At 64.6% G+C, this 13,791-nt stretch carries 12 protein-coding genes; 4 read left to right on the top strand and 8 right to left on the bottom strand.

All coding sequences use genetic code 11. The annotated features are described in order from the left end of the window. Together A6M56_RS22140 and A6M56_RS22145 are read right to left on the bottom strand one after the other, a co-directional pair. Window positions 1–280: ABC transporter substrate-binding protein (locus A6M56_RS22140; RefSeq protein ID WP_286758444.1), on the bottom strand; the 280-nt coding region annotated here is incomplete at its 3' end. Between the two features lie 139 nt (window positions 281–419). Then, complete coding sequence (locus tag A6M56_RS22145; RefSeq protein WP_102079993.1) at window positions 420–1,397, bottom strand: LysR family transcriptional regulator; 978 nt, start codon at window positions 1,395–1,397, stop codon at window positions 420–422. 282 nt (window positions 1,398–1,679) lie between these two features. Here A6M56_RS22145 and A6M56_RS22150 point away from each other — a divergent pair, with 282 nt between their 5' ends. The 3 genes from A6M56_RS22150 (at window position 1,680) to A6M56_RS22160 (ending at window position 3,979) form a co-directional block, all read left to right on the top strand. After that, window positions 1,680–1,973: a hypothetical protein gene (locus tag A6M56_RS22150; RefSeq protein ID WP_045787357.1), complete on the top strand. Its 294-nt coding sequence runs from the start codon at window positions 1,680–1,682 to the stop codon at window positions 1,971–1,973. A 345-nt stretch (window positions 1,974–2,318) separates the two neighbouring features. Then, complete coding sequence (gene infA, locus A6M56_RS22155; protein ID WP_004631109.1) at window positions 2,319–2,537, top strand: translation initiation factor IF-1; 219 nt, start codon at window positions 2,319–2,321, stop codon at window positions 2,535–2,537. Window positions 2,538–2,986: 449 nt separating this feature from the next. Then, window positions 2,987–3,979 (top strand): hypothetical protein, encoded by a 993-nt coding sequence (locus A6M56_RS22160; RefSeq protein ID WP_045787356.1) that lies wholly within the window; start codon window positions 2,987–2,989, stop codon window positions 3,977–3,979. A 118-nt stretch (window positions 3,980–4,097) separates the two neighbouring features. On the opposite strand, the gene galU is transcribed toward A6M56_RS22160, so the two are convergent. Both galU and A6M56_RS22170 read right to left on the bottom strand, forming a co-directional pair. Beyond that, window positions 4,098–4,970 (bottom strand): UTP--glucose-1-phosphate uridylyltransferase GalU, encoded by an 873-nt coding sequence (galU, locus tag A6M56_RS22165; RefSeq protein ID WP_102079992.1) that lies wholly within the window; start codon window positions 4,968–4,970, stop codon window positions 4,098–4,100. 39 nt (window positions 4,971–5,009) lie between these two features. After that, a complete protein-coding gene (locus tag A6M56_RS22170) occupies window positions 5,010–7,886 on the bottom strand; it encodes a valine--tRNA ligase (protein WP_102079991.1) in 2,877 nt (958 codons plus the stop codon). A gap of 154 nt (window positions 7,887–8,040) precedes the next feature. On the opposite strand from A6M56_RS22170, the gene A6M56_RS22175 reads away from it, so the two are divergent. Beyond that, window positions 8,041–10,404 (top strand): UvrD-helicase domain-containing protein, encoded by a 2,364-nt coding sequence (locus tag A6M56_RS22175; protein WP_102079990.1) that lies wholly within the window; start codon window positions 8,041–8,043, stop codon window positions 10,402–10,404. Window positions 10,405–10,432: 28 nt separating this feature from the next. On the opposite strand, the gene A6M56_RS22180 is transcribed toward A6M56_RS22175, so the two are convergent. The 4 genes from A6M56_RS22180 to A6M56_RS22195 form a co-directional block, all read right to left on the bottom strand. Beyond that, complete coding sequence (locus A6M56_RS22180) at window positions 10,433–11,230, bottom strand: BPSS1780 family membrane protein (RefSeq protein WP_102079989.1); 798 nt, start codon at window positions 11,228–11,230, stop codon at window positions 10,433–10,435. Next, the gene (locus A6M56_RS22185; protein ID WP_102079988.1) at window positions 11,221–12,225 is read right to left on the bottom strand and encodes a homoserine kinase; all 1,005 of its coding nucleotides are present in this window, start codon (window positions 12,223–12,225) and stop codon (window positions 11,221–11,223) included. The genes A6M56_RS22180 and A6M56_RS22185 overlap by 10 nt, the downstream gene beginning before the upstream one ends. A gap of 82 nt (window positions 12,226–12,307) precedes the next feature. Next, a complete protein-coding gene (locus A6M56_RS22190) occupies window positions 12,308–12,730 on the bottom strand; it encodes a hypothetical protein (protein WP_102079987.1) in 423 nt (140 codons plus the stop codon). A gap of 106 nt (window positions 12,731–12,836) precedes the next feature. Beyond that, entirely contained in the window at window positions 12,837–13,790 is a 954-nt protein-coding gene (locus A6M56_RS22195) for an LOG family protein (protein ID WP_045787349.1), read from the bottom strand. Window position 13,791 lies beyond the last annotated feature (1 nt).

Below are 13,791 nucleotides of genomic sequence, written 5' to 3' on the forward strand. Positions count from 1 at the left end.
CCTTGTCGCGCACCACCAGTTCCTGCGCGAGCCGTTTGGCCACATCGGGCACGGGGCCGGTCGTGTCCTTCAGGACGATCTGCACCTGCCGTCCGCCGGCGGTCGTGCCGTGCAGCTTCTGATACGCCTTGATGCCGCCTTCCATCTGCTTGCCGTAGTCGGCAAACGGGCCGGAGAAGGGCGCGATCAGGCCGATCTTGATCGGCTCGTCGGCAAGCGCCGGCAGGCCGGTCATCAGCGCGGCGGCAACGGCGGTCAACAGCAGGGCACGGCGTTTCATGAGGGTCTCCAAAGGTTGATCGGCAAGCGTGGGCCGAGAAACCGCAACGGCGTCGCGTGCGCGTGGCGATGATCCTAAAGGCTCTGTGTTCGCATTGCAATCGAGTGTTCGGATTGTGAACAACTCGCGCCAGAGTCGACTACTTCGTGTGCTTGCGTTTGGCCGGCGGGTGGCCGGGTTCGCGCCATTCGTCGGCTTCGTCGTTGAAGAGCGACGACACCAGCGCGCGGAACCACCGGCTGCGCGCGTCGTTGTGGAATTTGCGATGCCAGTGCTGCTTGAGGTCGAAGCTGGGGAGTTCCAGCGGGGGCTCCATCATGCGGATGTTGGCGTGCGATTGCATGAACGACAGCCCCACCGCGTGCGGCACCGTCGCAATCAGATCGGTGCGCGCAAGAATGAACGGTATGCTCATGTAGTGCGGCGTGAGCAGCGTGGGCGTGCGCCGAATGCGCTTGCGCTCGAGGAAGCGTTCGTACAGCTCCTGGCTGCGTCCTTCTGCGCGCACCACGGCGTGACCGTATTCCAGGAACTGCGCCATCGTCAGCTTCGTGTTGCCGCCACGCGTGACGGGGTGGTCGGCCCGCACGATGCACGTGAAGTAGTGCGTGAACATGCGCTGCTGGAAGAAGTTGTTCTTCTTCAGGTCGGGGAAATAGCCCAGGGCGAGGTCCAGCGAGCCGGTCTCGAGCGCCCGCTCGATCTGCGCCGGCGGCAGCGATACCGACTGGACCGCCGCCCGCGGCGCGGCGCGTGCCATCGCTTCGACGATGCGCGGCAAAAACACCATCTCGCCTACATCGGAGAGCGCGATCGAAAAGACATGCGTGGTCGTTGCCGGGTCGAACGCGCCGGTGTCGAGGATGCCCTGCTGCACGCGTGCGAGCACATCGCGCGCGGCGGGGATAAGCGCCATCGCACGCGGCGTGGGCTCCATGCCGCGCGACGTGCGCACGAACAGCGGGTCATCGAATGCCGTGCGCAGTTTGGCAAGCGCCGTGCTCACGCCCGGCTGGCTCATGCCGAGTTGCTGCGCGGCCATGCTGACGCTGCGGGCGTCGTGCAACGCCAGCAGGATCGGCAGCAGGTTCAGGTCGAAAGCGGGCAGGGCGGACATGGCAGCACCACTATCTGGATGGGCGATAGAGTGTATCCGCACTATCCGGTTATGCGATATGGAAAGCGTGCCGGGATGATTCCGGTCGAGCGTGCCGGCCGGCATGGCGCGACAACGCGTGGCCCGACGATGCGCGTGCATAGGCAGCAAGCTGGGTCACCGCAACCCTACGTCAAGCGGAGGCAGGGCCTAGACCAAACGTTGGCGCGGGTTTCATCGCCACGCCAGATTCGCGGGTGTATAGTCGGACAGCAGTCGACGTTCAAGAAGGGGGCACTCGAGATGGACACTTCGCCGGCGGGCCAATACAAAGGCTTCGACATTTATCCGTTGGCTTTCCAACATGAACGCACGGCACGCTGGCCCGAGGCCAGGGAAGACCGCAGCTACAACGCAGCCGTGATGATCTGTCGGGCGGGGGAGTCGCCCGAGCCAGGGCAGACCCAGGTGTTCCGCCTGTCGGGGGACCAGCAGTTCACCAACATCGGCGACGCCCGTGTGGCGGCGCTGCGCTTTGCCGAAAGCATCATCGATGGCGACGTGCCGGACCTGTCGCTTGCCGCGGGAAGCACCTGAAGCGACGCCCCCGCCCGTGATAGAATAATAGGCGAATCCGGCCCGCCGCCGCGCCTGCCGTGGCCGGTGGCAGCCGAATCCAGCACCGGGGATTACCCCGCGCCGAGCCGGGCGGCGCGCATCTGCAACCGCCACCCATTCTTCGCTCTCGCTTGCACCACACGGCGCGCGCCAATGGCGGGCGCGATTTGTGTTTCGTGCAATTCGGTACCCCCCAGGCCCGCTGTCCGGGCAGATGATCGCGGCGATACGCTGTGCACCCGTGGGTGTGAAGCGGGATTCGGGTGGGTCATCACATCATTGCAACCATCGGCGCAGCTGCGTGCTGCATACAAAGGAACGAGTTTGGCCAAGGAAGAACTGATTGAATTTGAAGGGGTGGTGTCTGAAGCACTGCCCGATAATCGTTTTCGCGTGCAACTGGAAAACGGCGTGGAGATCTGGGCCTACGCATCGGGCAAGATGCAGAAGCACCGCATTCGCATTCTCGCGGGCGACCGCGTGAAGCTGGAGATGTCGCCGTACGACCTCACCAAAGGTCGCATCAACTATCGGCACAAGTAACGGCTGGCAAGCCGTCAAGACGCTCGCCAGACGGGCGTTTCGAAGGAGCCGCGCCTCCGCTGGGAGCGCGGCTTTTTTATTGTTGTTGCGTAAGCAGCGTTAAATTTCGTTGATCTGCTCATAACTTCCGGTATCATGCCGTCTGTCTGCTGACGGGGGGTGTGTAGTTGGCAGCGCTCTGAAGCGCGGGCTTGCCGGGATCGGCGGGTTGCGTCCTGCCCCGGTGGGGCGCCACGCGCATCAGTTTCCAATAAGCGCAAGGTCCGCCGAGTGATCGGCCGGACTCCTAATCGCGCGTTCATGCGCCGACCGGGCGTCGTCTGACGCTGAGAGCCGTTCGGTGTTCAGTGTGTCAATCAGCTCACATCGGAAAGGGATACCGCACAGGTAGGACGGCGCTCGTCTACCACATCTGGGCGTCATGTTGCGTCCGAGGGAACATAAAACACATGTTGGAAACCACAGCAGCACAGAAGGCGGCGCGTATGAGCCTGCGCGCCAAGGTGGGCCTGGTGGCGGCGGCAGCGCTGGCCGGCCTGGGGATGCAGTCGGCGCTGGCGCAGGCTACGCGCCCGAAGGCTCCCATCTACGGCGTCACCCTCGATGACGTCACCAACATCAACGCGATCGTGGCATCGCTCACGCACCTTCCGTACAAGCCGACGGTACGCGTGGTGTTCGACCCGGGCACCTCGGCGGCCGACTATTACGCGCCGCTGGTCAAGCTCCATCAGGTGGCCTACGTCATGGGCGAAGTGATGGATTCGTACTATTTTCCTGTCGACTCCAGCACCTACAGCGCACGCACCAAGGAATTGGTGAGCACACTGAAGAACGTGGTCGATGTGTGGGAAATCGCCAACGAGATCAACGGCGAATGGCTGCGCGCCAACCCGAGCGGCCCCACGGCGACAGCCACGGCGCAGGAGCAGGCAATCGGCCAGATGGTCGGCAATGCGTACGACATCGTGAAGGGCGCGGGCGGCCTCGTCTCGGTGACGATGTACTACAACGACGACGGCAAGGGCACCAACTGCTACGAGTTGCCGATGGATTCGTGGCGCACCTGGGCGACGAACTTCCTGCCGGCCCGTGTGCGGCAGGGCACCGATTACGCGCTGTTCAGCTATTACCCGTACCAGGACTGCCCGGGGCTGAAGCCAACGTGGACGAGCGACTTCAAGCTGCTGGAGAGCATCTTCCCGGCGGCAAAGGTCGGCTTCGGCGAGATCGGCACGTCGAGCACCTCGGCGCCGACGTCGGTGCAGCAAAGCCTGCTCAAGTCGTACTACCCGATGGGCACCACCACGATGGCAGCGGATCCGCGCTTCATCGGTGGCTACTTCTGGTGGAATTACGTCGAGCAGATGCTGCCGTACACAACGAGCTCGTACTGGAGCCTGCTGAACAACACCATCAAGCCGCTGGCGGCGCCGCAATAGTCGCCACGGCAACCTGTATCCAAAAGGGGGATATACGGGACCCGGGTCGATGTCTGGCCCGGCAATAAAGAACCCGCGTCGGCCTGTGCTGACGCGGGTTTTTTTCTGGCGCGCCGGATCAGCCGCGCGAGGCGAGATACGCGCGGAACTCGTCGGCGACTTCCTTGTGCTTGAGCGCCAGTTCGACCGTGGCCTTCAGGTAGCCCAGCTTGCTGCCGCAGTCGTAGCGCACGCCCTTGTAGCGGTAGGCCAGGACCTGCTCGGCCGACAGCAGCGATTGGATCGCGTCCGTCAGCTGCAGTTCGCCGCCGGCGCCGGGCTTGAGATTGCGGATGTGGTCAAAGATGCGCGGCGTGAGGATATAGCGGCCCACCACGCCCAGGTTGGACGGCGCGTTCGCGGGCGCCGGCTTCTCAACGATGCCCGACATCTTGATCACGCTGCCGTCTTCTTCCCACGGGCGGCCATCGACCACACCGTACGAACGGCTCTGCTCGCGGTCGATCTCTTCCACGCCGATCACCGAGCAGTTGTAGTGGTCGTACAGGTCGACCATCTGCTTCATGACGGGCGGGGTGCCGTCGAGCAAGTCGTCGGCCAGGATGACGGCGAAGGGCGTGTCGCCGACGAGCTTCTCGGCGCATTGCACGGCATGGCCCAGGCCCAGCGCTTCGGGCTGGCGCACGTAGAAGCAATCGACATGCGACGGCTTGATCGAGCGCACGACCTCCAGCAGGGCGGTCTTCTGCTTGGCTTCGAGCTCGGCTTCGAGTTCGTAGGCCTTGTCGAAGTGGTCTTCAATGGCGCGCTTGCTGCGGCCCGTGACGAAGATCATCTCGGTGATGCCGGCAGCCATGGCTTCCTCCACGGCGTACTGGATCAGCGGCTTGTCCACCACCGGCAGCATTTCCTTCGGACTGGCCTTGGTGGCCGGCAGAAAGCGGGTGCCGAGGCCAGCAACAGGGAAGACGGCTTTGGTGACACGTTGCATCGTGGTTTCCTTGACGACGTTTGATTCTGACCCGACGGCTCAGGCGGCCTGCACGGGCAGGCGTGCAATCTGGGCTTCCAGTTTGGCGAGCGTGGCTTTGAAATCCGCCAGACGCTTCTGTTCTTGTTCCACCACCGCCGCCGGCGCGCGCGCGACGAACGATTCGTTGCCGAGCTTGCCCTCGCACTTGGCGATCTCCCCGCGCAGGCGGTCGATTTCCTTGGACAGGCGCGCGTGTTCGGCCGCGACGTCGATCTCGACCTTCAGCAGCAGCTTGTTCTCGCCGACGATGGCGAGCGGGGCGCCGGCGCCGTCCTGCTCCATGGCCGCGGCGTCCGTGTAGACCTTCACTTCCGACAGCTTGCCGAGCGCCTGCACGTAGGGGGCGGCGGCCTGCAGGAACTCGGCCTCGCCGTTGGCGTACAGCGGCACGCGCTGCGCGGGGGAGATGTTCATCTCGCCGCGCAGGTTGCGGCACGCATCGACCAGGGCCTTCAGCTGCTGCACCCATTGCTCGGCCTGCTCGTCGATCTTGCTGAGCACGGCGCGCGGGTACGCCTGCAGTGCCAGGCTTTCGGTGCCGTCGCCTTTGGCGCGGCCGGCCATCGGCGCGACCTTCTGCCAGAGCTCTTCCGTGATGAACGGGATGATCGGGTGGGCCAGGCGCAGCACGGTTTCGAGCACGCGCAGGAGCGTGCGGCGGGTGGCGCGCTGCTGCGCGGGCGTTCCGGTCTGGATCTGCACCTTGGCGAGTTCGAGGTACCAGTCGCAGTATTCGTCCCAGACGAACTTGTAGATGGCGTTGGCGATGTTGTCGAAGCGGTAGTCGGCAAAGCCTTTTTCCACTTCGGTTTCCACGCGCTGCAGCAGCGAGACGATCCAGCGGTCGGCCTGCGAGAAGTGCAGGTAGCCTTCCGGGCCGCAGTCACCGACGCATTCCTGCATGCCGCAGTCCTGGCCTTCGGTGTTCATCAGCACGAAGCGCGTGGCATTCCACAGCTTGTTGCAGAAGTTGCGGTAGCCCTCGCAGCGGCTCGGGTCGAAGTTGATGCTGCGCCCCAGCGTGGCGAGCGACGCGAAGGTGAAGCGCAGCGCGTCGGCGCCAAACGCCGGAATGCCTTCGGGGAATTCCTTGCGCGTGCGGGCTTCCACCTTGGGCGCGTCCTTCGGGCGGCGCAAGCCGGTGGTGCGCTTGGCCAGCAGCGGCTCCAGCGCGATGCCGTCGATCAGGTCCACCGGGTCCAGCGTATTGCCCTCGGACTTGCTCATCTTCTTGCCTTCCGAATCGCGTACGAGGCCGTGCACGTAGACGGTGTGGAAGGGCACTTCGCCGGTGAAGTGCAGGGTCATCATGACCATGCGCGCCACCCAGAAGAAGATGATGTCGTAACCGGTGACGAGCACGGTGGACGGCAGGAAGTGCTTCAGTTCCGGCGTATCGGCCGGCCAGCCCAGCGACGAGAACGGCACGAGCGCCGACGAGAACCACGTGTCGAGCACGTCGTCGTCACGCTTGAGCGCGCCGGTGTAGCCCTTTGCCGCAGCTTGCGCGCGCGCCTCTTCTTCGGTGCGGCCGACGTACACGTTGCCCGCGTCGTCGTACCACGCCGGAATCTGGTGGCCCCACCACAGCTGGCGCGAGATGCACCAGTCCTGGATGTTGTTCAGCCACTGGTTGTACGTGTTGACCCACTGCTCCGGCACCAGCTTGATCTTGCCGCTCTGCACCGCGTCCAGCGCCACTTCAGCAATGGAGCGGCCGGGGAAGCGCGTGCCTTCCGGCGCCGGCTTGCTCATGGCGACAAACCATTGGTCGGTCAGCATCGGCTCGATCACGACGCCGGTCCGGTCGCCGCGCGGCACCATCAGCGTGTGTTTCTTCACCTCGGCCAGCAGGCCTTGCGCTTCGAGGTCCGCGACGATCTTCTTGCGTGCATCGAAGCGGTCCATGCCGGCATAGGCGGCCGGGGCGTCGGCGACGATCTTCGCGTCCAGCGTCAGGATCGACAACTGCGGCAGCTTGTGACGCTGGCCGACCGCGTAATCGTTGAAATCGTGGCCCGGCGTGACCTTCACCACCCCGGTGCCGAATTCGCGGTCGACGTATTCGTCGGCAATCACCGGAATCTTGCGATCGGTCAGCGGCAGGTGGACGAACTTGCCGATCAGGTGGGCGTAGCGCTCATCGTCGGGATGCACCATCACCGCCGTGTCGCCGAGCATCGTCTCCGGACGCGTGGTGGCGACCGTCAGGTGCGTCAGGCCGCGAACCGTATCCGCCTCGACCAGCGGATAACGGATGTGCCAGAGCGAGCCTTCCTCCTCCTCGCTCACCACCTCCAGGTCGGAGACGGCGGTGCCGAGCACCGGGTCCCAGTTGACCAGGCGCTTGCCGCGGTAGATCAGGCCCTGCTCATACAGGCGCACGAAGACGTCGGTGACGGCGCGCGACATCTTCGGGTCCATCGTGAAGTATTCGCGCTCCCAGTCGATCGAGGCCCCCATGCGGCGCACCTGGCGGGTGATGGTCGAGCCCGATTGCTCCTTCCATTCCCACACCTTTTCGACGAACTTCTCGCGGCCCATGTCGTGGCGCGATACGCCCTGGGCATCCAGCTGGCGTTCGACGACGATCTGCGTGGCGATGCCCGCGTGGTCGGTGCCCGGTACCCACAGCGTGTTGGCGCCCGACATGCGCGCGTGGCGCGTCAGGCCGTCCATGATGGTCTGGTTGAACGCGTGGCCCATGTGCAGCGTGCCCGTCACGTTCGGCGGCGGCAGCTGGATGCAGAAATCCGGCTTGCCGGCTTCAAGCGTCGCACGGGAGACGCCCATCGCTTCCCACGCTGCGCTCCACTTCTGTTCGATGGTGGCGGGTTCGAAACTCTTGGCGAGGGCTTGGTTTTGATCGGTCATGCTGACAGGGGGCGCAAAAAGCGGCGCAAAGAGACGTTTGGCCCAGGAAAATGGCGGGCGAAAGCCTTGAATTATACGGCCTGTCCGCGTTGCGCACGGGCTGGAGGCCCCCACCCCTCGCTATAATTCCGGGATTCCGCAAAGGCTCCTCCGCATGTCCGACCTGCTCGCCAACCTGAACCCCGAACAACGCGCCGCCGTCACACTTCCCGATGAGTCGGCGCTGATCCTGGCGGGGGCGGGCAGCGGCAAGACCCGCGTGCTGACGACCCGCATCGGGTGGCTGATCCAGAGTGCGCGGGTGTCGCCGTCGGGTGTGCTGGCCGTCACCTTTACCAACAAGGCTGCCAAGGAAATGACGGCCCGTCTTCAGGCCATGCTGCCGATCAACACGCGCGGCATGTGGATCGGCACGTTTCACGGCCTGTGCAACCGGTTGCTGCGCGCCCACTACCGTGATGCCGGTCTGCCGCAGACGTTCCAAATCCTTGACACGCAGGACCAGCTTTCCGCCGTCAAGCGCCTGCTCAAGTCGCTCAATATCGACGACGAGAAATTCCCGCCCAAGAACGTCCAGTACTTCATCAACGGGGCCAAGGAGCAGGGCTTGCGTGCGGGCGATCTGGAAATCGCCAACGAATTCGACCGGCGCATGGCCGACCTGTACGCCGCCTACGATGCGCAATGCCAGCGCGAAGGCGTGGTCGATTTTGCCGAACTCCTGCTGCGCTGCTACGAACTGCTGCGCTACAACGACGCCATCCGCGCGCACTACCAGCGCCGCTTCAAGCACATCCTGGTCGACGAGTTCCAGGATACGAACAAGCTGCAATATGCCTGGTTGAAGCTCCTGGCCGGCCTGGGCGAGCCGGGCGTCACGCCCAACGCCATCTTCGCCGTGGGTGACGATGACCAGAGCATCTACGCGTTTCGCGGTGCCAATGTCGGGAACATGGTCGACTTCGAGCGCGAATTCCGTGTGCAGCACCGCATCAAGCTGGAGCAGAACTACCGCTCGCACGGCAACATCCTCGATACGGCCAACCACCTCATCGCCCACAACTCGCGCCGCCTCGGCAAGAACCTGCGCACCGACGCCGGCCATGGCGAGCCCGTGCGCGTCTACCAGGCCGCCACGGATGGACAGGAAGCCGGCTGGATCGTCGATGAGATCCGCGACCGCATCGCCAGCGGCATGGCGCGTTCCGAGATCGCCATCCTGTATCGCAGCAATGCGCAATCGCGCGTGATCGAGCATGCGCTGTTCTCGGCCGGCATCCCGTACAAGGTGTACGGCGGTCTGCGCTTTTTCGAGCGGGCCGAGATCAAGCACGCGCTGGCGTACCTGCAGTTGCTGGAAAACCCGGACAACGACGCGGCGTTCGGCCGTGTAGTGAATTTTCCGGCACGCGGGATCGGGGCGCGGTCGCTCGAACAGCTTCAGGATGCAGCCAGGCTGTACGGCATTTCGCTGGCGGCGTCGGTGCCGTACCTGACGGGTGCGGCGGGCACCAAGCTGGCCGCGTTCGTGCGCCTGATCGAGCAGATGCGCGCCGATACGCGGCAGATGACGTTGCCCGAGGTCGTCCAGCACGTGATCCACGCGAGCGGCCTGATCCCGCATTACCAGGGCGAGAAGGAAGGGCTGGACCGCATCGAGAACCTGCAGGAACTCGTCACGGCGGCCCAGGCCTTCGTGGCCGAGGAAGGCTACGGCGTGGACGCCATCGCGACGGCTTTGCCGGTGCGCCACGACGCGATGCTGCGCATCGAAGGCGGAGAGAGCGATACCGCCTCGGAGCTCGTCACCGACGAAGCGCCGGCCGAGATGACGCCGCTGGTGGCATTCCTCACGCACGCGTCGCTCGAGGCCGGCGACAACCAGGCGCAGGCCGGCCAGGACGCCGTGCAACTCATGACCGTGCACGCGGCCAAGGGGCTCGAGTTCCACGTCGTGTTCATCACCGGGCTCGAAGAGGGCTTGTTCCCGCACGAGAACAGCCAGATGGAGATGGACGGCCTGGAAGAAGAGCGCCGCCTGATGTACGTGGCGATTACGCGGGCGCGCGAACGGCTGTACCTGTCGTTTGCGCAAAGCCGCGTGCTGCACGGACAGATCCGCTACCACATCCGTTCACGCTTCTTCGACGAGTTGCCCGAGGAAACGCTGAAATGGCTCACGCCGCAGCATGCGGGATACCAGGCCACGCGCCGCGTGACGGCCGAATCGGCCTGGGGCAAGGACTGGTTCAAGCGCCCGGAACGCGGCGATGAAGAGGCTTATACCGGCACGCGCCCGACCGGCGGCATGGACACCGGCAAGAACTACGCCGACGCCAAGCGTGCGGAGGCCACGGGCTTCCGCGTCGGCCAGTCAGTGTTTCACAACAAGTTCGGGGAAGGCGTCATCACGACGCTGGAAGGCGAGGGCGCCGAGGCGCGCGCCCACATCAAGTTCAACCGCCATGGCGTAAAGGTGCTGGCGCTGGGCATCGCCAAGCTGGACCCGATCAACTGAACATCGAACGGGCCGGGGGGGGGTATCGTCAGACCGCCGTATCGGTCGTCTGGCCGGCCGCTTGCGTGACGTTGAAGCAGCCACGGTAGGTCGCGTAGAACGAGCAGTACAGAATCGCCATCACCAGAATCCGGTACGGGGTTGCGATGAGCGGGGCAATGTTGTTGGCATCGCTCGATGCAAACAGGGCATCGATGAACAGCGGCACGGCGATCAGCAGAATCGCCACCAGCACGCCGTACACGATGAACGCCCCCCGGTTGCGCCATACGGCCATCCAGCTGAAGAACAGCGCCTTGCCGACCGGGATGCCGTGCCATGCCACCAGCAGCGGCGCAAACCAGAACAGCATCGCCACCGGGATGTACAGCACCGAGCCCATCACCATGGCCAGGTAGAACTCGCGGATGGCGTCGGGGGAAAGCGGCTTGTCGCTGAGCACGGTCATCAGCGTGTCGACATCGACCATCGTCATCAGCACGCCGCTGACGACCAGCAACAGCACGCCATAGATGCCGCCCAGCTTGAGCAGGCTGCGCATCGCATCCATGCCATACGACCGGAAGCCCGCAATGAGCGAGGCCGGGCCGACCCGCTTGCCAGCGACCGTGTCGCGGCACGCCGACATGAACCCCACAAAGATGGCGGGGTTGACCAGCAGGATGGCGAACACGCCTGCCGGCGGTACCAGCAGCATCAGCAGGTTGGCGGCAAACAGGTACATGAACAGCAGCAGCAAAAAGCCGATCGGGTTCTTGCGGAACAGCCACGCGCCCTGGCGCAGCCACACGTAGCCTTGCTTGGCCGGTACTTCGATCAGTTGCATGGTTGGGGTAGATTCAGAATCAGGCCGTGGGCCCGGACGCGTTCGCGCAGCACGCGCTCGAAGTGGGTCGGATCATGCGGCTTGAGCAGTTCAGCATCGCGCGGCAGATAGAAATCCCACAGGCGCGAGACCCAGAAGCGATACGCCGCGGCGCGCAGCATGTCCTGCCAGTGTCGTGCCTCGGCAGCGGTGAACGGGCGTACGGCGTGGTACGCCTGGAGCATGGCGCGTGCCCGCGCGGTATCCAGCACGCCGGTGGCCAGGTCGATGCACCAGTCGTTGACCGTGACGGCGACGTCGAACAGCCATTTGTCGACGCCGGCGAAGTAAAAGTCGAAAAAGCCGCCCAGGCGTTCCGGCTCACCGTATTGCGCCGGCTCGAACAGCACGTTGTCGCGGAACAGATCGCAATGGCACGGGCCTTCGGGCAGCGCAGCGTAGTCGGCGCTGGCGAAGAAGCGTTGCTGGTGCGCGAGTTCGCTCTCGAGCAGCGCCCGTGTGTCGCCATGCACGAACGGCGCCACGTCGGGCACCACCTCGTTCCACCACGGCAGGCTGCGCAGGTTAGGCTGATGACGCGGATAGTCGCGCCCGGCCAGGTGCATGCGCGCCAGCATGTCGCCGACGATGGCGCATTCCGACACCGTCGGCGCGAGGTTCGAGCGGCCCGAGAGGCGCGTCACCATGGTTGCCGGTTTGCCGTTGAGCGTGCGCAGGATCTCGCCGTCGCGGCCTGGAATCGGCGCCGGCACGCTGATGCCGTGCTGTGCCAGATGCTGCATCAGGTACAGATAGAACGGTAGCTGCTCGAATGTCAGCCGCTCGAACAGGGTGACGACGTATTCATGCGTCCGCCCGTCCTTTTCCGTGGTCAGGAAGAAGTTGGAGTTTTCGATCCCGGAGGGAATGCCGCGAAACGCGCGCACGGCGCCCACATCGTATTGATCCAGCCAGAGAGCGATCTCGGCGTCGGAGACCGGGGTGAAAACAGCCATGCTTCAGGAAGGGGAGACGGGTGGAGGAGAATGCGCGGCAAGCCGATGTTGCCGCGCTGGTGCGCCTCTCAGGCGCAGCCATTCAGAACTTCAGGACATTCACCGAGGGCACGCGGTCGACGCTGCCGCGTTCACGGATGCGCGGCGAGCTGTCTTCGGGCTTGCTCATGTTGTACGACGTACCCATGCCCGACTTGACGTGGATGTCCGGCGCCTGGCCTTTCTGGAAGCGGTATTCCTCGACCTGCGTACCGTCGTTGTCGCGGTAGTCGAAGCTGGGCTTGACGGTCTCGTGATGGATCGCGCCCTGGGTCGGCTTGGCAATCGGCTGATTGTTGATCGCCTTGACGTCGGGGAGGTCCAGGCCGGCGCTGTCGGAAGTCACCTCGGCGTGCGCCGGCATGGCGAGGCAGATGGCCGCGCCCGCGAGCAGCCCTGCGTGGCGCATCAGGCGCGCAATATTGGCAGGGCGGAGGGCGGCGGGCAGGTGAAACAGCGAATCCATGATGGACTCCGGCGAGTGATCTGGGACCCTACATTCTAGCAGTCCGGGCACCCGCCATCGTCCGTGCGGCGTGGGCCGGATGTCACACCGGAGGTCGCAACCAGGGTCACAGGTAGAACATCTCTTCCTTGGGCGGAATCGGCGACGTGCCTTCGCGTTTCTCGTAGAACTCGTAGACGGCGTCGAGCGCGTCCTTGGGCTCGTCGACGATGCGCATGATGTCGAGGTCGTGCTCGGCAATCAGGCCCATCGGCAGCAGCGTGAAGCGGAACCAGTCGAGCAGGCCCTTCCAGAAGCGGCTGCCGAACATGACCACCGGCACGCTGCGCGATTTGCCGGTCTGCACGAGCGTGAGCACCTCGGCCAGCTCATCGAGCGTGCCGAAGCCGCCGGGCATGACGATGAACGCGTCGGAATTCTTCACGAAGGTGACCTTGCGCGTGAAGAAATGCCGGAAGCGCATCGAAATGTCTTGATACGGATTGCCCTGCTGCTCGTGCGGCAACTCGATGTTCAGGCCCACGCTGGCAGACTTGCCCGCATGCGCGCCCTTGTTGGCCGCTTCCATGATGCCGGGGCCGCCGCCGGAGATGACGGCGAAGCCCGCATCCGAGAACAGTCGCGCGATTTCGATGGTGCGTTCGTAGTACGGCGAATCCTCGCGCAGGCGCGCGCTGCCGTAGATCGAGACGGCCGGGCGGATCTCCGAGAGGTACTCGGTCGCCTCGATGAACTCTGCCATAATCGTGAACATCTGCCAGGAGGCGCGCGCCTTCTTTGCGGTCGCGCGTTCTTCGTCGGCGAGTGCCCGCAGGCTGGGAATCATCTTGCGATCGGTGCGGCCGTGCGCGATGTCGGCTTTGGGCTCGTGTTCCACGCCCACCGTCACGTTGACGTCCATGTCCGCCGTGGTGGCCCGGCGCGCAGGGCTCACCCCCGTCAGCTCCGTTGCCGAAACTTCAGCCGAGGAAGGGCCTGCAGCCTGCTGTGTCACGCCGCCGGAAGCGGAAGCGCCATTGTCGGAAGCGCCGTTGGGCGTTCCAGTCACTTTAGAGTCCATG

Source organism: Ralstonia sp. RL, from assembly GCF_001683835.1.
Classification (GTDB): Bacteria; Pseudomonadota; Gammaproteobacteria; order Burkholderiales; family Burkholderiaceae; genus Ralstonia; species Ralstonia mannitolilytica.

Coding starts and splice junctions, on each gene's coding strand:
- A6M56_RS22145 (WP_102079993.1), bottom strand. CDS start 1,397: ATGTCCGCCCTGCCCGCTTTCGACCTGAACCTGCTGCCGATCCTGCTG.
- A6M56_RS22150 (WP_045787357.1), top strand. CDS start 1,680: ATGGACACTTCGCCGGCGGGCCAATACAAAGGCTTCGACATTTATCCG.
- A6M56_RS22160 (WP_045787356.1), top strand. CDS start 2,987: ATGTTGGAAACCACAGCAGCACAGAAGGCGGCGCGTATGAGCCTGCGC.
- galU (WP_102079992.1), bottom strand. CDS start 4,970: ATGCAACGTGTCACCAAAGCCGTCTTCCCTGTTGCTGGCCTCGGCACC.
- A6M56_RS22170 (WP_102079991.1), bottom strand. CDS start 7,886: ATGACCGATCAAAACCAAGCCCTCGCCAAGAGTTTCGAACCCGCCACC.
- A6M56_RS22175 (WP_102079990.1), top strand. CDS start 8,041: ATGTCCGACCTGCTCGCCAACCTGAACCCCGAACAACGCGCCGCCGTC.
- A6M56_RS22180 (WP_102079989.1), bottom strand. CDS start 11,230: ATGCAACTGATCGAAGTACCGGCCAAGCAAGGCTACGTGTGGCTGCGC.
- A6M56_RS22185 (WP_102079988.1), bottom strand. CDS start 12,225: ATGGCTGTTTTCACCCCGGTCTCCGACGCCGAGATCGCTCTCTGGCTG.
- A6M56_RS22190 (WP_102079987.1), bottom strand. CDS start 12,730: ATGGATTCGCTGTTTCACCTGCCCGCCGCCCTCCGCCCTGCCAATATT.
- A6M56_RS22195 (WP_045787349.1), bottom strand. CDS start 13,790: ATGGACTCTAAAGTGACTGGAACGCCCAACGGCGCTTCCGACAATGGC.